This is a genomic window from Sphingobacterium sp. UBA5789, assembly GCF_002418355.1.
Lineage (GTDB): Bacteria > Bacteroidota > Bacteroidia > Sphingobacteriales > Sphingobacteriaceae > Sphingobacterium.
In genome coordinates this window covers 513,073-533,173 of record NZ_DIDX01000007.1, presented here as the reverse complement: position 1 = coordinate 533,173, position 20,101 = coordinate 513,073, and the positions used below count along the sequence as shown (strand labels likewise).

The following is a 20,101-nucleotide window of genomic DNA, read 5'->3' as shown; positions in this document are numbered from 1 at the left end:
GGACGAGGGTAAATAGAATGAAAGAAAATAGTAATGATAATTTCAGTTCTGTGGTTGCCGAATTCGGAAACCTGATTAGCGATTTTGGTTTCTCTTGTCCTAAGAAGCTTTGGTATCCTAATCTTGTTTCATTGAGTAAAAATATAGAGGATATCTATTACTGTTATGTTATAGCCCGTGCATATAACTCTTTAGTCCGTCTAAAACCTTCTTTCGAATTCTAATACTGTTAAAAAAAGAAAAGCTCAATCTTTCGATTAAGCTTTTCTTTTTGTGAACCCACTGGTACAGAACTCGAACTCTTTTTTGGAAGATTTGAGGAGATTAAACCAATTGAAAGATATTCCGTTAAAAAAGAGCACCCAAGTGCGCTTTTTGTGACCCTGTCAGGATTACAAGATAAATTACAGACAGCTTAATTAGAGCTACTTGAATATATCTACTTCAATAATTAATCGATTAGGTAGCCAATTGAAATAGTTCGTTATAATACAAAATGAAAAAGAACGTCCAATTTTGAAGATACCAAATGAGTTATATCTAATCAAATAGTTTTATGAAAAAACTTTAGAGTTAAAGAATCCTCTTTAATACAAAACAATTAAATCATATCTCCGATATGCCCTAGAAGGTATTAATAGATTGAATCGTGGTAATTAAGTAAAGATGGATATCAAATGTTTGGTTTTGATATAAATAGCATTCGTCATAGTTGGGAGGGAGGCGCTAAAATCAATATGTAATAGGCAATATGTTAGGCATTGTATAATAGCGTATTATTGAATGTTCTTTTTGAATACAAACACAACAATCCTTGATTTGAGCACAAACTAGAAAAATCACTTAGCGAACTTTGTATCATAAAATACTAAGTATTATGAGCAAACAAAAAGTATGGTTTATAACCGGAGCATCTAAAGGAATGGGATTGGAAGTTGCCAAAACAGTTTTGGCAAATGGCGATAAAGTCATTGTTACCTCTCGCAGTTTAGAAGAACAAATCAAAGGTTTAGGTGCTGAAACAGACACTCTATTACCGCTGAAAGCAGATATTACGAATGAAAATGAAGTAAAAAATGCCATCGAGAATGGAGTTGAAAAATTTGGTCAGATTGATGTGGTTTTGAACAATGCAGGATATTACTTGGTAGGAAGTTTAGAGGAAATCAGTGATGCCGAATTTCGAAGAACCATGGATGTAAATGTTTTTGGAACAACAAATGTGATCCGTAATGTGATGCCTTATTTACGTCAGCAAAAATCAGGACATATTATCAATGTTTCGTCCAGTATGGGATACATTGGATATGCAAACACAGGAAGTTACAATGCTTCGAAGTTCGCTGTGATTGGACTTTCGGAAGCATTGTCACAGGAAGTAAAGCCCTTCGGAATTTATGTAACAGTGGTAGCACCAGGTATGTTCAGGACTAATTTTATGAGTGATAGCACCTTGGCTGTAGCTTCAAATCTGATTCCGGATTATCATGTGGCAGAACATGTAAAAATGTTAAAAAGCTTTGATGGCAATCAACCTGGAGATCCTCAAAAATTAGCCAAAGTATTGTTGGATATTACTACATTGAACGAACCTCCGCTACATTTGCCATTGGGTGCAGATAGTTATCAATCGATTTTGGGGCAACGGGGAAGCGAAGCAACAGAACTAAAAAATTGGAAACACCTGTCTTTATCTACTGACTTTTAATTTATTTGTACATTTACGATAATGAAAGTTGCTGCACCACATATCATCCAATCCATTTCGGAACTGCATCTACGCTTTGCACTTCCCAAGCCCGATCATCCTTTGGTGAGTGTGATTGATTTTGAACAGCTGAGTTATAAACACAGCGGCGTCTGGAAGCATTTTGCCAATGATTTTTATTGCATCACGCTCAAAAAAGGAAGCAATGCCAATTTCAAGTATGGACAAAGAGATTATGATTTCAACGAAGGCATGATGACCTTTACCAAACCCGGTCAGGTATTTTCTGTAACAGCCGTTAATGATAATCCGGTAGCAGGATATATGTTGGTGTTCAAATCTGAGCTCATTCGTCCGTATTCATTGGGTAAAAACATCGGCATGTATGGCTTTTTCGATTATCAGATAGCAGAAGCCTTACATCTTTCAGAGAAGGAGGAAAAGATCATTTCTTCACTCTTAAAGCAAATGCAGGATGAGTTAAAGAACAACATAGACAGTTATAGTCAGGATGTGATTGTTTCGCATCTTGACTTGTTACTCAACTATTCAAACCGTTTTTATAACCGCCAATTTCTCACCAGAAAAGCGGTTAATACTGATTTGTTATCACAACTGGAGCAAATCTTAAATGATTATTTTGATGATGAAGCACCATTAATAAGCGGACTGCCCAATGTTAAGTTCATTGCCACACAATTGCATCTTTCACCCAATTATTTGAGTGATTTGTTGCGAAATACAACGGGACAAAACGCACAACAGTACATTCAGCACTATCTCATTGAAAAAGCAAAAGAACTCTTAACAATTTCAAATAGCTCTGTAAGTGAGATTGCTTATCAATTGGGATTCGAGTATTCTCAATCGTTCAGCAAACTGTTTAAAAAGCTTACCAATCAGACTCCTTTGGCATTTCGGCAGTCATTTAATTGATTATTTTTTGCTGGAGGAAATTTTTTCTATAATTTTGTAACGATTATTACAAATATAAATGAAAGGCAGGCCGAACATCCATCAAAACGAAGAGATTATCCTAAAGGCACAGGAAGTATTCTGGCAAAAGGGATATTATGCAACATCTTTATCTGACTTGAGCGTTGCGACAGGGGCTGGAGCAGGAAGTTTGTACAATAATTTCAAAGGGGGAAAAAAGGAACTATTCAAAAAAGCATTACAACAAAGACGAGCAGATTTTAATGCTTTCCAGGAAAAATTAGAGCAAAGTGAAAATCCAATTGCTTTGATAAAAGTGTTCTTTTTAGAATTAGCTAATGCAGATAGCGTAAGTCATCAAAAAGGTTGCATTATTGCCAATACAGTTGTGGAAATGAGTTTTACAGACGAAGAACTGGAAAAAGAAGCTACAGAAATTCTAAAAGAAGCAGAGGCATTATACAAGTCTGTTATTGTAAAAGAGCAGCAAAATGGAAACCTTAAAACCACTGTTTCTGCAGATCAATTAGCGAAATATCTGATTACTATTTGGTGCGGTATCAATTCGCTAAGAAGAATATATCCCGATCAAAAGATACTAAAAGAACAAATTAAATTACAGCTAGAAATAGTAAGCTAAAATTTTTTTTAATTATTTATTTAACAATCATTACAAAAATAAAATGGATTTACAATTAAAAGGAAAGCGTGCGTTTATCAGCGGATCTTCACAAGGAATAGGTTTTGCTATTGCTGAACAATTGTTACAGGAGGGAGCTTCGGTTATTATTAATGGTAGAAATGAAGTAAAAACACAAAAAGCATTGCAAATCTTGAAAGATAAATTTCCAAACAGTGAAGTCAGTGCTCTTGTCGCAGATTTTTCTAAAATTGATGAAGTAGAAAAATTGCTTACAGAACTCAATGATATTGACATTTTAATCAACAATGTAGGCATCTTTGGTATTGATGATTTTTACAAGACTGCGGACGAAGATTGGTACAATTATTTTGAAGTGAATGTGATGAGCGGCATGCGTTTATCCAGAAAATTATTACCAAAAATGATTGCCAACAATTTCGGAAGAATTATTTTCATCAGCAGTGAGTCGGGTGTCAATGTACCTGAAAACATGATACATTATGGAATGACAAAAGCGGCCATGAGTGCCTTGAGTAACGGCTTGTCTAAACTTACAAAAGGAACAGCCGTAACTGTAAATACCATTCTAGGCGGACCGACGTATTCAGCAGGTGTTGCCAATGCAGTTGAACAGATAGCATCATCACAACAACTGGAAGTGGAAACAATGAAAAATGCCATCATTCAACAATCCAATCCGCATATCTTATTGCAACGCTTTGTTCAACCAGAAGAAATTGCATACTTGGCGGTTTACCTTTCCAGTCCACTTTCGGTAGCAACAAATGGCTCTAGTTTGCGAGCGGATAGTGGGGTACTTAAAGTTATATAAATCCTTCAGAAACAAACTTTACAGGGACTAGACTTCCGGTACTCCCTAGCATAAAGAAAACTGGCTTTAAAATTAAAGCCAGTTTATTGTGGGGATGCGGAGTTTGTAAGGTACTTTCGACAACAATAGGTTTATCTACTTCGGCAGTTGTTTCGACATATTCAACTCCTAAAAAAGCAGCCTTCAGCATTTTTGGGTTGACTACTCCATGCTGCTTAGATAATATCCTAAAGTGAGCTTCGAGGTCTTTTGGTGCATCTTCCAAATATTTATTGTAAACCTGATAATCTGGATAAACTGAAAGGCAAATCTTTTGATTCTTTTAATCCAGTCTACACGGGCTTTTCCAAAGAATCTGATGCCCAATTTAAGAAAAAATTGGGCATCAGAACTGGGAACCAAATCGGTTGTTGCTGTATGTAATTAATGAACGAAAATTTGTAAAAAAAGCAGTTTTGGAGCGTATAAACAAAAAAGCACACCTTAGTGTGCTTTTTTGTTTATGTGATCCCGCTGGGATTGGCTCAACCCCGCAATGCCCAATCACGCACCCTGAGCCTCCCAGAATCGACCCCAGGCCTGCTCTTCTTTTCGAATCCAGATGGCACAAAAAAAAGCCTCACATTTCTGTGAAGCTTTTTTTGTGATCCCGCTGGGATTCGAACCCAGGACCCATACATTAAAAGTGTATTGCTCTACCAGCTGAGCTACGGAATCCTTTCTTTTTGTGAAACTAATTCCGTTTCTGAAAGTGATGCAAAGGTAGGAATATAAATTATATATGCAAAGAAAACCGTTGTTAAAACATAAAAAAAAGTAAAACGTATTCATTTATAGCGATTTATTTTTTTAAATAAAATTGCGCTAATGATAGTGTTATGCTATATTTCCCTTTTCTTTCCAGAATTAAACCCTTATTTTGTAAAATATAAGAAGAACAAAGCATGAAAATACTAATTGTGGAAGACGAACTCGAATTGCAGAAGAGTGTGCAGGAGTTTTTGGAGGCGGAGCAATATGTCGTGGAAGTCGCTTCAGATTTTTCTTCAGCCTCGTCAAAGATTAACCTGTATACATATGATTGTATACTTTTGGATATAAATCTGCCTGGAGGTAACGGACTTGCGTTGTTGGATGAGCTGAGAGGGAAAGAGCAGCAACATACCATTATTATTTCGGCAAGAGATTCTATAGATGATAAGATAAAAGGACTGGATCTAGGTGCGGACGATTATCTGACCAAGCCTTTTCATCTTTCCGAACTGAATGCCCGTATCAAAGCCGTACTGCGACGTAAGCAGCTTGCAGGCAATCCTGTTGTTCAGCTCAATAATCTGCAAATCAATTACGATACACGTACAATTTGTGTCGATGATCAGGATCTGCATTTCAGCCGCAAGGAATTTGATGTATTTTCATTTTTTGTTCTCAATAAGAATAAGCTGGTCACGAAAACCGCATTAGCCGAGCATGTATGGGGAGACGATTCGGATATGGCCGATAATCTTGATTTTATTTATTCACAGATTAAAAATATTCGTAAAAAGTTGAAAGAGCATCATGCACAGCTTGAGATACAGGCAATCTACGGTATAGGATATAAAATGAGCGTGTAAGATGAGACTGCTGAACCGAACCATGTTGTATCTTTCCGGAGCATTGCTGCTGATCCTGAGTGTATGGGCGGTGATCTTCTATCTGGATATGATGGATGAAGTATACGACAGCCTTGACGATGGTCTGGAAAATCATAAGATGCTAATTATACATAAGGCATACGAGGATGAGATGGTATACCAGAAGAGGGATTTTGGGGAAAGCAATTACAGATTGATTCCTGTCCCTGAAGATATCGCCATCAGCGGCCTGGAAACCTATTCTGATACGTCGATGTATATGGTTAATGAAGAGGATTTTGAAATCGTTCGTATGTTGACAACCTATTTCCAGGATAACGATGGCAAATATTACAAGTTGCAGGTTATCTCTTCCATGGTGGAGGAAGATGATTTGATCAGCAGTTTACTGTACTCGCTTCTCACGCTATTTGTTGTCGTTATGATATCCATCTTTATTATCAATAAGTTGATATTGAGTAAAATATGGAAACCATTCTATCAGCTGGGGTATCAGTTGAAAAAATTTGAACTGGGAAAGAGAAATACCTTTATCGCTCCCAAAACCTCTGTGCTCGAATTCAAAGAGCTGAATAATACAATCACCCAGCTGCTGGATGATAATACCGCAGTCTATGAGCGGCAAAAAGACTTTGTCGAAAATGCTGCACATGAATTGCAGACACCGTTGGCCATATCGCAATCAAAAGTAGAAATGTTATTACCTCATTTTGAGAAAGATGAAGAAGTATTAAGTCAGCTGGCGGAGGTACTGCATCAGCTGGACCGGATGAAAAGATTGAACAAATCGTTGTTACTGCTGACAAAAATTGACAACCGCCAGTTTTTAAATCAGGAACCAACAGACTTCAATGTTCTCTGGAAAAAGCAAATAGAGGCCTTCAGAGAGCTTTTGGAGCATAAAAGTATACATGTAGACCTGTCGGAAGAAGAGGAGCTTATACACGATTTTAATCCGGATCTCGCGCAGATGCTTATTTCTAATTTGCTGCGCAATGCACATATCCATAATTACGAGGGAGGGCGTATTGTTGTGCATATCGGTAAGAATGGATTTTCTATAGCCAATACCGGTAAAGAAAAGGCACTTAATGCGCAGCATATCTTTGACCGTTTTTATAAGGACGTGGAAAATCAGCAATCAACCGGCCTTGGACTGGCGATTGTCAAGTCTATAGTGGATACGACAAATGGGAAAATTGACTATGCATATACGGATCACATGCATAGCTTTACGGTACATTTTGGCTAATTAATCATTTCTGAGGTACTCTTCATCTTCTGCGCTCAGTGATCTGGCAGCAGGAGGGAGTGTTTCTCCGGCTTCACCTGTAATACTGTAGACAGAAGGGTGCTGATCTTTTTTCTTTCCCGATCGGGCAAGGATTAACCCCACAATAATACCCAACAGAAAGAAAATAGCCAGAATAGCCAGTTTGGAGACACTATGGTCACCGAAAATCCAAAAGTTGACCGATTCCGTATTTTTCATCAGCACAATAGTGAGCAGAATGGTCAGTATTAATAAGAATATGGTCTTGATACGCATGTAATAATGGATTACCTGATACCGAAAGTAATAAAAAAAGGAGATAACTTGCGTTATCTCCTTTATATTTTGTGTTGAATAACAGTTATTATTCAGCTACTACTTCGAAAGGAACCTGAACTTTAACTTCTTTGTGAAGGTTCAAGTTAGCGATATATTCACCAACTAATTTTGGTTCAGTTTCGAAAGTGATGCGGCGACGATCTACGTCAAAACCTTGCGCTTTCAAAGCATCAGCAATCTGGATGCTGTTTACTTTACCGAAGATTTTTCCTGATTCACCAGCTTTAGCACCGATTGTCAACTTGATAGCTTCTAATTTAGTCGCTAATTCTGTCGCATCTTTTTTAATTTTCTCTTGTTTGAATTGCGCTTGTTTGATGTTTTCAGCTAATACTTTCTTTGCAGAAGATGTAGCCAATACAGCGAAACCTTGAGGAATTAAGTAGTTACGACCGTAACCCGGCTTTACTACGACAACATCGTCTTTTTCGCCAAGGTGTTTGATATCATGTTTTAAGATAATTTCCATGTCGTATTCTCCTTATTTTAATGAGTCAGTAACGTAAGGTAATAAACCGATGTGACGAGCACGTTTAACGGCCTGAGCAACTTTACGTTGGAATTTCAATGAAGTACCAGTAAGACGACGAGGTAAAATTTTACCTTGGTCATTCACAAATTTCAAAAGGAAGTTTGCGTCTTTGTAGTCAATGTATTTGATACCGTTCTTTTTGAAACGGCAATATTTTTTACGGTTGTCCTCTACTTTAGGAGCAGTTACGTATTGGATGTTTTCGTTTGCCATTAGTTTGCTACCTCCTCAGTTTTAGTTTCCGCTTTCTTGTTGAATGCTCCGCTACGTTTTTTCTCGCTGTATGCAATAGCATGTTTGTCTAATGCAATCGTTAAGAAACGCATTACGCGCTCATCACGTCTCAATTCAATCTCAATTTTTCTGATTAATTCACCTGGAGCCTTGAATTCAGTTAAGTGATAAAATCCAGTTGTTTTTTTCTGGATAGGATACGCTAATTTTTTCAAACCCCAATTGTCTTCAGCGACAATCTCGGCTCCGCCTTCTGTTAAGATGTTTTTGAATTTTGCGATTACTTCTTTCGCAACATCATCAGAAAGCAACGGGGTAAGAATGATTACAGATTCGTACTGTTGCATTTTGTTAAATATTTTTGTTAATTTAAAATCTCCGCACTTACGGAAGTGCAAAGGTATAAAATTACTTTTATTTATAAAAGAGAAATTTAGAATAAGTGACCTATTGTCAAAATCAGGGTACAAAGTATTCCCTCATATAAATATTTAATAACTTTACTTCCTATGAAAACAATCCAAAATTACTTTCTAAGCCTTTTTCTAGTCTTTTTTATCAGTGTGATTCCCTCTGCAGTTCAGGCACAAAAAGATCCGCTGGATGACGGGGTATTGCGAATATTAGCTATCGGTAATAGTTTTTCAGAAGATGGCATTGAAAATTACCTTTACGAACTGGCAAAGACCAGCGGTAAAACCATGGTCATCGGCAATCTGTATATAGGAGGGGCGCCTTTATCTCTGCATGTACGCAATGTAAATGAAGATAAGGCCGCTTACAGCTATCGTAAAATAACCTCTGACGGGAATAAGACTGTAACTCCGGATGTCCGTATATCGGATGCACTGGTTGATGAGCCCTGGGATTATATCAGTTTACAACAAGCCAGTCCGCTTTCCGGAAAATATGAAACATATCAGGCCGATCTTCCGGCTTTGTTTGCTTATGTAAAAACGCATGTGCGATATCCTTCTACAAAGTATATTCTGCACCAGACATGGGCCTATCAGCAGGATTCCAAACATGATGGCTTTGCGAACTATGACAGAAGCCAGCTAAAGATGTATGAAGCTATTGCGCAGACTTCTCAGCAAGCATTCAGACTGATTCCCTTTGACTTATTAGTTCCTGCAGGTACTGCTGTACAGAATGCGCGGACAAGTTTTATAGGAGATCATTATACCAGAGACGGTTACCACCTTAATCTGGACTACGGACGTTTTACGGCAGCCTGTACTTGGTTTGAAACTCTTTTTCAGCAGGATGTCACAACAAATGTTTACAAACCGTTAAAAGTGACGGATATCCAGGCTGAAATAGCAAAGAAAGCAGCACATGAAGCGGTTTTACATCCTTTTACAGTAACACCTCTTAAAGCCTTTCAGGTAATGGAAATGGCAAGGTAACCCTTTGTATTAATCAAAAACCAACCTATAAATAATGATAAACCTTCAAAAAATCAGGCTGCTTACTGCTGCCTTCTTATGTTTGAGCACGATCGGACTAATGGCTCAGGAAAGAAAGCCAAATATTGTGTTTATTCTGGCCGATGACCTAGGCTACGGGGATCTCGGTGTATACGGACAGAAACAGATACAAACCCCGAATATCGATCGTTTAGCTGCGGACGGGATGAAGTTTGAACAGTTCTATGCCGGCACCTCTGTATGCGCCCCTTCACGGTCTTCATTAATGACAGGCCAGCACACCGGTCATACTTACATCCGGGGAAACCGGGAAATTGAGCCTGAAGGGCAGCAACCTCTTGCAGACTCGGTACAGACTTTTGTGCAGCTGCTTCAGAAAGCGGGATATGCTACCGGTGCCTTTGGTAAATGGGGACTGGGTATGGTGGGCACCACCGGAGCGCCGGGCCAAAAGGGATTTGATGAATTTTACGGATACAATTGTCAAAGGCAATCCCACCGCTATTTTCCTACTCATTTATGGCATAATGATCAGCGTGTGGAACTGGAAGGAAATGATTTGAAAAATAAGGTACACTATGCACCTGCATTAATTCAGGAGCAGACACTCCGGTTTATAGATGCACACAAGGATGAGCCATTTTTCCTGTTTATTCCTACCGTACTGCCGCATGCCGAATTATCCGGAATTGACGATGAACATTATCAGAAATATGCCTCCCGGTTTGAGGAGACTCCGCATAAAGGTAATGACTATGGTCCCGGGGCAACCGTTGCTGGATATGCTTCAGTAGAAAAACCGAGAGCAACATTTGCCAGTATGGTAAGCCGCATGGATGCCTATGTAGGACAGGTATTGAAAAAACTGGATGACCTTGGACTTACGGAAAATACCATCGTCATCTTTTCCAGTGATAACGGGGCACATCGTGAGGGAGGTGCAGATCCGGTTTTCTTTAATAGTTCAGGTGGTTTGAGGGGATATAAACGGGATCTTTATGAAGGAGGTATCCGTACACCTTTTATTGTCAGATGGCCTCATAAAGTAAAACCCAAAAGTACAAGTAAATTTGCCGGAGCTTTCTGGGATGTCATGCCTACTCTTTTAGATATTACAGGAGCCGGAAAAGCCCATTATACCGATGGGGTATCTTTAGTGCCTACACTGCTGGGCAAAACAAATGCACAACAGCAGCATCCTTATTTATACTGGGAATTTCACGAAGACGGTGGCCGCCAAGCTGTGCGCTCAGGAGACTGGAAAGCTGTCAAACTACAGGTAAAGAATAAGCAAAAGACCGTCATAGAACTATATAATCTAAAGAAAGATCCTGCCGAAAAAAAGAATGTCGCCGCAGAGAATCCTGAACAGGTAAGGCAACTGGAAAACATTATGAATCAGGCACACACAGCTAATCCTTATTTTGCGTTTTAGACCGTATATAACCTATGAAAAGAAATTTATTAATTGCGCTGCTTTCAGGTGGGATTCTGATGAATCTTTCCTTCGTTATTGATCCGAAAGTCACAAAAGAAGGAGAGGAGAAGATTGTGTTTGCATCCGGAAAGGAAGGATACGAAAGTTATCGTATTCCAGCTGTTATCAAGGCCGCCAATGGTGATATCTTAGCCTTCAGTGAAGGCAGAGTTGCGCATGCCGGAGACTTTGGAGATATCGATATTGTAATGAAAAGAAGTACAGACCAGGGAAAGACATGGTCTGCTCTGGACAAAGTAGTGGATTATGGGAACTTACAGGCAGGCAATCCTGCTCCGGTGCTGGATATGGCGGATCCGGAGTATCCGAACGGACGTATCTTTTTGTTTTACAATACAGGGAACAATCATGAGGGGGAGATCCGTAAAGGTAACGGTGTACGGGAAGTCTGGTACATCACTTCGACAGATCAGGGAAAAACCTGGTCTGCTGCAGTGAATATAACGACTCAGGTACATCGCCCAAATGCGCCGGCATTCAATCCTGCATATACTTCCGGAGAAGACTGGAGAAGTTATGCCAATACTCCGGGACACGCCATGCAGTTTGAGTCCGGAAAATACAAAGGACGCATCTTTGTATCTGCTAATCATTCTGCGGGTAATCCTCAGGCTGGTTTTAAAGACTATCAGGCGCATGGATATTATACGGATGATCATGGCAAGACATTTCATCTGGGAGCTACTGTACCGGCTGAAGGAGGCAACGAGTCTATTGCTGCACAGATCAGTGGAGACCGGTTACTGATGAATTCCAGAAATCAGCAAGGTCAGGTGCGAAACCGGATAATAAGCATAAGTAGTGACGGAGGTTCAAGTTGGGATACCACTTATTTTGACCCCCATCTTCCGGACCCTGTCAATCAGGGAAGTGTATTGTCACTGAGAGGGACGAATTCATTGCTGGCTTTCAGTAATGCTGCCAGTAAAACGCAAAGAGATAGTCTGACAGTGCGTGTAAGTGAGGATGATGGGAAAACCTGGTTTTATAATAAGCGCATTGCAACAGCTCCTGCCGGATATAAGGGAAGTTATGCTGCATACTCCGATCTGGTACAGCTGGATGCTAAACGGATCGGTGTGCTGTATGAAAAAGATAATTATAAGAATATCGTGTTTCTGCCCGTGAAATGGCGATAAAAAATAAATAAAAATAACGACTCCCGTTATGTTTGTCAGACATAACGGGAGTTTTCAGTTCCCGGTCAGGCTTCTTCTTAGTATTTAGTGTGTGCTGATTTTTTTTGAATCCTTACCTTTATTCTTTGTACTGTCCTGATTGGCTTTTCTGGCCATTTCAAACAGAGCGGGATCAATGTGGCAATAGCCTTGTGGATTTTTGTCCAGGTAATCCTGATGATAATCTTCTGCTTTGTAAAAATTAGTCAGAGGTTTTACTTCAATGGCCAGCGGCTTTAAATAATTTTTAGATAGTGCGGCTATACATGTTTTGATGACAGGCAAATCCTTTTCATCTTTATAATATATGCCCGTTCTGTATTGTTCTCCGATATCATTGCCCTGACGATTCAGACTCGTAGGATCAATGGTTTTAAAATAGAGTTCTATCAGTGTTTTGAGTGCAACTTTTTCCGGGTCATAGCGCACTTTTACAGTTTCCGCATATCCGCTTTTGGTGTGAGAAACGATATCATAAGTCGGATTTTTAGTCTTTCCGTTTGCATATCCGACTTCAGTACTTTCTACGCCGTTGATTTGTTTGAAAAAGTGCTCCGTTCCCCAGAAACACCCTCCTGCAAAATAAATTTCCTGTGTATTACGCCCTTCTGTCAGAGGGGGTAAAGTCGTGTCTTTGCTCTTTACAAGTCCTGCACTCAGCATGAGGATTATCAAAGTGATGATGTTATATTTCATGGTATTGTGATTTAATATTAACAGATTTTTTTAGTTTGTACGCAGTGGGGAAGGCAGATAAGGAAGCATAAGGCCAAATCCGAGCAACAGCAAATCTTTAAGGATAAAAAAATCTGTTGTTGGAACTCCTTCTTTTAATTTCCACATTCCTGAAGTGGTGAACAGAAAGCTGAGGGTAAGCGCAAATGTAATAATCATACCAATAGATGCTATTTTCCTGAATCTGCTCCATTTTATACCAAGTATCAATACAAGTGCCAGTAACACTTCCGTAATACCTATTATGTTAGACACCCGTTGTATTGTAAAAATACTGTACATCCAGGAAAGTAACGGATGTTGCTCGACCAGTGGTCTGATCGCCTCTGCCTCAACAGCAGTAAATTTATAAACGCCTATCCAAAGCAGTATAAGAAAGCTTCCTGTCAGTGAAATAAAATATCCGGCCTTGTACATGACTGTTGTACCAGTGCGGGGTGTCGAAATTAAAGATTCCATGTTTCTGATGAGTTGATGATAACTGTATGTTTTATAATCATAGTCGCTACCAGATGGAAATCCTGACACAGAAAGAAGTTATTTTTTTATCTTTTGTTTGACTTTTTCTATAAAGTCCTTGTTGTCAGTGAAATACTTTTTTGCATCCCCTTCATGTTGCTCGAGATAATGTGTAATTGCATGTTCAATGAAACCGGCTTTCTTTGAATAGCTGTTACAGGATCTGCAGGCTTTCAGATGTATGCTGAGCTGTATCTTCTTCCATATGGGAATATCTATATGAAATCTCTTTTCCACCAGCAGTGTTGCCTGACTGCAGGGGAGGATGATAGTATGTATGATTTTGTCAAGCATTATTTGTGTTGTTAAACCATTTGATATCCAGACATTTTCGTAGCTGCATACGGCTTCGTTGCAGAATCTTCCAGTAATTAGTCGTTGAAATATTTACTTCCTGACAAATTTCTTCTGCTTTTTTCTGTTGAATGTAACATTGTCTGATTAGAAATCCCCATTTCTGCGGGAGTGCCTGCAGACATTCCTGAAGTGATTTGTTGAAATTCTCATTATCCAGAAGAGATGCAGACGTGTCTGTGCTGATATCCCAGTGATTCCGTACATCCTGATCACGCCAGCCTCCGTTCTCATCAAAAAAGTAGTCCATGCTGACCGTTTCATTACCTCTGTATTTACGTCTGTACAGATCGGCAGCTTTATGGTTTAGAATACCTTTGAGCCAGGTCAACGGGCTGCTCTTTCCCTGATAGCGATCTTTCATCAGAAATGCTGTCATAAAAACATCCTGTACCAGATCTTCCGCATCCTCTTTATTGGCCAATAAAAAATAAGCCTGTCTCAGTAACGATCCGGAATAGTTTTCAATCCATAGTTCAACATCTTTTTGGGAAGAACTCATAGGTATTTAATAATTGATTGCAAATATCAGCATCCAAAAGTATCAAATTGTCCGGATATATTAATATTACTTTCAATTTCTACTATTCGTTTGATGTAAAAATATTTAGTTTATCATATTTAATTACTATGATAATATTACTTATCTTGTATTCGGATCATAAACCCTCAAGTTTATGCGCTCCGATTTATTAATCCTAAAATGCTAACCTATGAAAAGCATTGTGACTATAGCTATAGCAGGACTACTCTGTTATTTCATCTTCCGTTGTATAAATACGTCTGCTGAGGCCATCCGTACAGCTGACAACAGATTGCAGATGCGTATGCATGCTGCTTATATGTACTTTGGATATTGCTGTCTGATGATCTGTGCCGGTATTGTAGGTGGAGTGTTATATGACTATTCAAAGATTGATGCACCTGCTGCAATACTGGCAATCACTATTTTTATTCTGTTTGGTATCCTGGGAATCTATAATCTGAAATTATATTATGTACATACCGTACTTTATAATAAGCATCATATAACCTGTTATAATACGTGGGGAAAAGCAAAAGTCTTTCACTGGAAGGACATCAGACATGCGGTCTATAATGGCTATACAGGGAGTATCAGACTATACAGCAGCCGTAAGGAGCATATCATTATTCATCACGATCTGGGAGGTATTGATGATTTTTACCGTGAGTTTTACAGACAGAAACCCCGGATAGCGCAAAAAGTAAAAATAAGAGTATTAACCTGAGTGTATAACATCATATAATAATGAAATTTAACTACTTCATGTTCATCTCCATTACTTCTTTACCTCGTCTTGTTCAACCACAAACCTTATTCATATCTACATACAAAAAATCTATTTCTGTATTTTTTATTAAAGTGCTGGTAATTAGTGTTTTGATATCTTTATAAGGTTCCCTGAGAATATTTCTGTTATTTTTTTTAAAACTGACTAGCCCTTGCATGGGGGCATTGCCGTCATATACTAAAACCATAGTATATAACCCTTGTTTATGAAAAATCAGGAAGCCAGAGAATTGCTGAGAAAATATAATGAAAACATATGTACACAGGAGGAACTGTCTCTGCTGCATACATGGTATATCCGCTATCAAGCAAAAACAACAGAAGACTTATCTTTTGAAGACTGGATGTTCCTTATGGATGTTCAACCACAGCCACAAGCCATTAAAAAAATAGGGGTAAGCTGGAAACGTATTGCGGTAGCTGCATCTTTAGTGTTTTTGATAACTACAGGTGTACTGTTGTATTATAGTAAACATGAGGTTTTACCTTCAAATGAGAGCCACATAATAAAACCCGGTGGGAACAAGGCTATCCTGACTTTATCTGATGGTCAGCAAATCTCTCTTGAAGATGCCGGGCAAGGTGAGCTGGTTCAGAAATCAGGTGTCAGGGTTATTAAGACTGCCGATGGAGAAATTGTTTATACTGCTCCAGATATAAGTGCAGAAAAACATCAGGAGAATACGGTATCTACTCCCCGAGGCGGGCAATGGCAGATACGCTTATCTGACGGCTCACGTGTGTTTTTGAATGCTGAATCGTCTTTAAGCTTTCCGGGGTCTTTCTCCGGAAAACAAAAGAGAACCGTACGGTTAAAAGGAGAAGCTTATTTTGAGATAGCAAAAGATATACGACATCCATTTATTGTGACTACGGAAAAGCAATCTATAGAAGTTTTAGGAACGCATTTCAATGTAAGCAGTTATCTGGATGATGGCTATATCCGTACAACACTTCTGGAAGGTTCTGTAAAGATACATGCTGACAACGCTGCTGTTGCAGATGTTCTGTTAAAGCCCGGAATGGAGGCCTTTTATAACGGAAATACCCTGCAATTGTCCAACGTAGATACCGATGAAGCTGTTGCCTGGAAAAACGGACAATTTAGTTTCGAAGACCAGGATATCTACAGCATCATGCGAAAAATCGGCCGCTGGTATGATATAGAAGTTGAATATGACAATAAATTAAACACAGCAACTTTTGGAGGTAAAATATCTGTTAACAGACCGCTGATAAAAACGCTTAATCTGTTGAAATCAACGGGGAAAGTTGATTTTCAAATAAAAGGAAGGAGGGTGATCGTGCTATAAATCTCTTAAACATGACAGATCAAAGCTGAACGGAAAGAATGCCCTGCCCGGGATATCCAGCTGTTTTATCTGCTGATACTTTAACTCAACCTCAATCACACTAACTATTAACCGTATCCCCGTTTTCCAAAAAATAGGGATTTAAACTTAAATGTATGAAATTTTATCTGGACCATTTGGTTTCATGTCAGATCCGGCATATAAATAAGACCAGATGTCTGATGCGTATTCATCTGACTGTAATTATGTTCACCACATTTTTTATACAAATCAGTACAGCCACTTACGCACAGAGAATCAGCTTACACAAAAGTAATGTCCCGCTTAGTCAAGTATTTAAAGAGATAGGTAAGCAAACCGGATATGACTTTGTATATAGTACGGAGCTTATGAAAAAAACTCAAAATGTAAGTGTAGATGTAAGCAATGCTTCATTAGAGGAGACTTTAGACGCCTGCTTTATAAATCAACCTCTTGATTATCAAATTGATGATAATAGTATTATAATTAAAGCTAAAATCTCAGCAAAAAAAACGGTTTCTTTTATTTCATTTGCTCAAACGACTATTACTGGCTGGGTAACGGATGAAAGCAACAAACCTCTATCCGGAGTAACCGTCCGCTATGCCAACAGTAAAATTACAACGATTACTGATTTTTCAGGAAAGTATAGCATTAGTATTCCCAATAGCAATGAAGAGTTAATCTTTACACATTTAGGATATGTAGTATACAAGATAAAACCCGGTAACGAAAAAGTTATCCCGGTCGTCTTAAAGTTATCCAGTAATGAACTGGATGGCGTAGTAGTCACTGGACTCTATTCCAGACCCATTGAAAACTTTACAGGAGCAGCTACCACTGTGACCGGCAAAGAACTCAGAGATGTAAACAGCATGAATGTATTGCAGGCGCTGAAAGTATTTGACCCGGCCATCCGTATGCCCGATAATATACAGATGGGGAGTAATCCTAATACTCTTCCGCAAATCAGTTTGCGTGGTACCAATAATTTTCCAACGCAGGGAGCTTCTTCCACTATCCCTTCTTCCGGAGCTGATTTTATGTCGGCTTATATATCTAATCCCAGTATGCCTCTTTTTATATTAGATGGTTTTGAAGTGAGTCTGCAAAAGATATATGATCTGGATATTAACCGTGTAGCCAGTATTACTATCCTAAAAGATGCAGTGGGTACATCTGCATATGGTTCTAGAGCATCAAACGGTGTAATCGTGGTCGAAACCATACGCCCTAAAGAAGGCAAACTCCAGCTTAATTATACCTCAACGCTGCAGATTACAGGTCCTGATCTTAGCTCCTATAAATTACTGAATGCCTCAGACAAACTTGAACTCGAGCTGATCGCAGGTATGTATAAGGACCGGGGGCAAGATCCAGTAAATCAACTTTATTATGATAGGTTGTATTCGAAAAGAAGAGCAGATGTGGAGAAAGGAGTAAATACCTACTGGCTGTATCAACCTTTGCAGGTCGGTATAGGAAACAAACAATCGTTGTATGTGGAGGGTGGAGATGAGTTTATTCGCTATGGCGTAAATTTTGGATATACCGCAAACAGTGGGGTAATGAAGAGCTCGTCCAGAAAAAATTATGAAGGCGGAATGTTGTTATCGTATCGGAAGAAAGGCCTTCTGGTGCGAAATCAACTAAACCTTAGTGCCAATCGTGCCGATGAATCACCATGGGGAAGTTTCGGCAATTATTCTTCACTCAATCAGTACTGGTCACCCTATGATGAAAACGGCAAACTCAGAAAGATAATGGAAGTCACCATTGTACCCGGTTACGGAAACTCTGAGAGAGTTTATACCAATCCTATGTACAATGCTACACTCGGGACAGCAAACTATTCCAAATACACAGGCTTTAATAATAATACCATGTTGGAGTGGCGGCTTGACAATGGTCTGAGGTTAAGTGGAAGATTGGGAATTAGCAGTCAGAAAGACCAGTCCGATCTTTTTTTACCGGCCGATCATACTGCTTTTGCTACCATTACCAATTATAATTCACTTGAATATTTTAACCGGGGAAGGTATACCAAAAGTAACGGGAGTTTTATGGCGTATGATGCCGGTCTCTTTGCGGATTATAGCCGCAGTCTTAATAGGCATCTTTTTTTTGGTACGTTAGGTCTGTCAGCTGCTCAGCAAACCAGTGAAAGTTATGGTATCACCGTTACCGGTTTTCCGAATACCAGACTTGATGAGGTATTTTTGGGAAACAGCTATCTCAAAGACAGCCGTCCTTCAGGTAAAAACAACATTAGCAGAAGAGTCTCTGCCTTTACGAGTCTTAACTATACCTACAACAAACGCTATCTTGCTGATTTTTCTTTTAATATGGACGGATCGACTCAATTTGGTGCCCAAAACCGATTTGCGCCTTTTTGGGCTGCAGGTGTAGGCTGGAACCTTCACGAAGAGAAGTTCATAGCAGGATTAACAGGAAACGTTATTAACAGATTCAGGATCAGGGCTGGAGTTGGTACTACAGGTAATCAGCAATTTCCACCCTTTATGGGGATAAGTACCTATCAGTATAATACTTCGAAAGATTATTTAGGTATGCTGGGAGCCTCGCTGATGGGATACGGCAATGAAGCACTGAAATGGCAGCAAACCCTGAAAAAAAATCTGGGAGCTGATATTTCCTTATTTAACGACCGAATCGGCATACGTCTGGACGCTTATATAGAAACTACAAACGATCTTTTGTTAGACATCAATACACCACCCTCACTGGGAGTAAGCAGCTATAAAGAAAATGTCGGAAGGCTGCAAAATAAGGGTATTGAAGGAAATATCAACTTTATTATCCTCCGGAATCCGACAAAATCTACCACTTGGAGTGTATTTGTAAGCGGTATCCATAATCAAAATAAAATACTGGAAATCTCCAATTCCCTGAAAAAGACAAACGAGGAAAATGATGCTGAACTGAATCCTAACGGATCACTAAAGCAGGTAAGGCCTCAGCTCAGATTTCAGGAGGGAGAATCGGTCAATGCGATATGGGCTGTTCGTTCCGCAGGAATAGATCCCAGTAACGGACAGGAGATCTATATCAAGACCAACGGAGATATCACTTACGACTGGAGTGCTTCCGATAAGGTGATTGTCGGGGATGCCCTGCCCACACTAAGGGGGAATATGGGTACTAATTTAAGTTATAAAGGATTGCAGCTAAGTCTTTACTTTAATTACCAATGGAAGGGACAACTATACAATCAGACACTGGCTGACCGGATAGAAAATGCTAATCTGGCGCTCAATGTTGATGAACGTGTGCTGTTGGGAAGATGGCAGAATCCGGGTGACCGCACCTTTTTTAAGGGTATCCGGGATTTGGATGGGTTTCCCGTTACGACTCCCACTAATACGACTTCAAGATTTGTTCAGCGGGATAACTTTCTGCAGCTTGAAAGTCTGTCACTCGGATATGTTTTTCCTGACAAAACTACCGCTAAATGGGGATTAAGGAATACACGGATAGGATTTCAGGCGAATACCTTACTCCGATTTGGAAGTATACAAGCCGAACGGGGACTTGATTATCCTTTTGCACGAAACTTTACATTCAATTTAAGTACTTCATTCTAATA

The 20,101-nt window shown here is 39.2% G+C and carries 22 protein-coding genes and 1 tRNA gene; 13 read left to right on the top strand and 10 right to left on the bottom strand.

Annotation, left to right across the window (positions count from 1 at the left end):
• Positions 1–17: 17 nt before the first annotated feature.
• From B4B65_RS19760 to B4B65_RS19740, 5 genes are all read left to right on the top strand, one after another.
• Positions 18–224 (top strand): Imm25 family immunity protein, encoded by a 207-nt coding sequence (locus B4B65_RS19760; protein ID WP_293918175.1) that lies wholly within the window; start codon positions 18–20, stop codon positions 222–224.
• Between the two features lie 653 nt (positions 225–877).
• Complete coding sequence (locus B4B65_RS19755) at positions 878–1,708, top strand: SDR family NAD(P)-dependent oxidoreductase (protein ID WP_293918173.1); 831 nt, start codon at positions 878–880, stop codon at positions 1,706–1,708.
• A gap of 21 nt (positions 1,709–1,729) precedes the next feature.
• A complete protein-coding gene (locus B4B65_RS19750) occupies positions 1,730–2,644 on the top strand; it encodes a helix-turn-helix domain-containing protein (RefSeq protein WP_293918171.1) in 915 nt (304 codons plus the stop codon).
• A gap of 58 nt (positions 2,645–2,702) precedes the next feature.
• Positions 2,703–3,284, top strand: a complete 582-nt coding sequence (locus B4B65_RS19745) for a TetR/AcrR family transcriptional regulator (RefSeq protein WP_293918169.1) — start codon at positions 2,703–2,705, stop codon at positions 3,282–3,284.
• Positions 3,285–3,327: 43 nt separating this feature from the next.
• Positions 3,328–4,119: an SDR family NAD(P)-dependent oxidoreductase gene (locus B4B65_RS19740; RefSeq protein ID WP_293918167.1), complete on the top strand. Its 792-nt coding sequence runs from the start codon at positions 3,328–3,330 to the stop codon at positions 4,117–4,119.
• On the opposite strand, the gene B4B65_RS19735 is transcribed toward B4B65_RS19740, so the two are convergent.
• Together B4B65_RS19735 and B4B65_RS19730 are read right to left on the bottom strand one after the other, a co-directional pair.
• Positions 4,112–4,384 (bottom strand): hypothetical protein, encoded by a 273-nt coding sequence (locus B4B65_RS19735; protein WP_293918165.1) that lies wholly within the window; start codon positions 4,382–4,384, stop codon positions 4,112–4,114. The two genes, B4B65_RS19740 and B4B65_RS19735, sit on opposite strands and share 8 nt — an antisense overlap.
• A 379-nt stretch (positions 4,385–4,763) precedes the next feature.
• Positions 4,764–4,836: transfer RNA gene (locus B4B65_RS19730), tRNA-Lys, on the bottom strand.
• A gap of 227 nt (positions 4,837–5,063) precedes the next feature.
• On the opposite strand from B4B65_RS19730, the gene B4B65_RS19725 reads away from it, so the two are divergent.
• Both B4B65_RS19725 and B4B65_RS19720 read left to right on the top strand, forming a co-directional pair.
• The gene (locus tag B4B65_RS19725; protein ID WP_293918163.1) at positions 5,064–5,735 is read left to right on the top strand and encodes a response regulator transcription factor; all 672 of its coding nucleotides are present in this window, start codon (positions 5,064–5,066) and stop codon (positions 5,733–5,735) included.
• 1 nt (position 5,736) lies between these two features.
• Complete coding sequence (locus tag B4B65_RS19720) at positions 5,737–7,008, top strand: sensor histidine kinase (protein WP_293918161.1); 1,272 nt, start codon at positions 5,737–5,739, stop codon at positions 7,006–7,008.
• Here B4B65_RS19720 and B4B65_RS19715 read toward each other — a convergent pair whose 3' ends face one another.
• From B4B65_RS19715 to rpsF, 4 genes are all read right to left on the bottom strand, one after another.
• A complete protein-coding gene (locus B4B65_RS19715) occupies positions 7,009–7,305 on the bottom strand; it encodes a hypothetical protein (RefSeq protein ID WP_201678397.1) in 297 nt (98 codons plus the stop codon).
• An 88-nt stretch (positions 7,306–7,393) separates the two neighbouring features.
• A complete protein-coding gene (gene rplI / locus B4B65_RS19710; protein WP_002998943.1) occupies positions 7,394–7,837 on the bottom strand; it encodes a 50S ribosomal protein L9 in 444 nt (147 codons plus the stop codon).
• 12 nt (positions 7,838–7,849) lie between these two features.
• A complete protein-coding gene (rpsR, locus tag B4B65_RS19705; RefSeq protein WP_002998940.1) occupies positions 7,850–8,113 on the bottom strand; it encodes a 30S ribosomal protein S18 in 264 nt (87 codons plus the stop codon).
• Entirely contained in the window at positions 8,113–8,481 is a 369-nt protein-coding gene (gene rpsF / locus B4B65_RS19700) for a 30S ribosomal protein S6 (protein ID WP_003004624.1), read from the bottom strand. Before rpsF ends, rpsR begins: the two co-directional genes overlap by 1 nt.
• Before the next feature lie 162 nt (positions 8,482–8,643).
• Here rpsF and B4B65_RS19695 point away from each other — a divergent pair, with 162 nt between their 5' ends.
• Genes B4B65_RS19695 through B4B65_RS19685 form a run of 3 tightly spaced genes read left to right on the top strand, consistent with a single transcriptional unit; the run spans position 8,644 to position 12,201 of the window.
• A complete protein-coding gene (locus B4B65_RS19695) occupies positions 8,644–9,543 on the top strand; it encodes a DUF4886 domain-containing protein (protein ID WP_293918157.1) in 900 nt (299 codons plus the stop codon).
• Between the two features lie 34 nt (positions 9,544–9,577).
• Positions 9,578–10,999 carry an arylsulfatase gene (locus B4B65_RS19690; protein ID WP_293918155.1) on the top strand — a complete coding sequence of 474 codons (1,422 nt, stop codon included), beginning with the start codon at positions 9,578–9,580 and terminating at the stop codon, positions 10,997–10,999.
• 14 nt (positions 11,000–11,013) lie between these two features.
• A complete protein-coding gene (locus tag B4B65_RS19685; protein WP_293918153.1) occupies positions 11,014–12,201 on the top strand; it encodes a sialidase family protein in 1,188 nt (395 codons plus the stop codon).
• An 84-nt stretch (positions 12,202–12,285) separates the two neighbouring features.
• Here B4B65_RS19685 and msrA read toward each other — a convergent pair whose 3' ends face one another.
• From msrA to B4B65_RS19665, 4 genes are all read right to left on the bottom strand, one after another.
• A complete protein-coding gene (gene msrA / locus B4B65_RS19680) occupies positions 12,286–12,936 on the bottom strand; it encodes a peptide-methionine (S)-S-oxide reductase MsrA (RefSeq protein WP_293918151.1) in 651 nt (216 codons plus the stop codon).
• A 30-nt stretch (positions 12,937–12,966) separates the two neighbouring features.
• Positions 12,967–13,434: a DUF417 family protein gene (locus B4B65_RS19675; RefSeq protein WP_293918149.1), complete on the bottom strand. Its 468-nt coding sequence runs from the start codon at positions 13,432–13,434 to the stop codon at positions 12,967–12,969.
• 78 nt (positions 13,435–13,512) lie between these two features.
• Positions 13,513–13,788 (bottom strand): hypothetical protein, encoded by a 276-nt coding sequence (locus tag B4B65_RS19670; RefSeq protein WP_293918147.1) that lies wholly within the window; start codon positions 13,786–13,788, stop codon positions 13,513–13,515.
• Positions 13,781–14,350 (bottom strand): sigma-70 family RNA polymerase sigma factor, encoded by a 570-nt coding sequence (locus tag B4B65_RS19665; RefSeq protein WP_293918145.1) that lies wholly within the window; start codon positions 14,348–14,350, stop codon positions 13,781–13,783. The genes B4B65_RS19670 and B4B65_RS19665 overlap by 8 nt, the downstream gene beginning before the upstream one ends.
• Before the next feature lie 211 nt (positions 14,351–14,561).
• Here B4B65_RS19665 and B4B65_RS19660 point away from each other — a divergent pair, with 211 nt between their 5' ends.
• The 3 genes from B4B65_RS19660 to B4B65_RS19650 all read left to right on the top strand — a co-directional run bounded on the left by B4B65_RS19660 (position 14,562) and on the right by B4B65_RS19650 (position 20,099).
• Positions 14,562–15,098 carry a DUF6560 family protein gene (locus tag B4B65_RS19660; protein WP_293918143.1) on the top strand — a complete coding sequence of 179 codons (537 nt, stop codon included), beginning with the start codon at positions 14,562–14,564 and terminating at the stop codon, positions 15,096–15,098.
• 268 nt (positions 15,099–15,366) lie between these two features.
• Positions 15,367–16,473 (top strand): FecR family protein, encoded by a 1,107-nt coding sequence (locus B4B65_RS19655; RefSeq protein WP_293918141.1) that lies wholly within the window; start codon positions 15,367–15,369, stop codon positions 16,471–16,473.
• 155 nt (positions 16,474–16,628) lie between these two features.
• Positions 16,629–20,099, top strand: coding sequence for a SusC/RagA family TonB-linked outer membrane protein (locus tag B4B65_RS19650; RefSeq protein WP_293918139.1), 3,471 nt, complete (start codon positions 16,629–16,631; stop codon positions 20,097–20,099).
• The last annotated feature ends 2 nt before the right edge of the window (positions 20,100–20,101 follow it).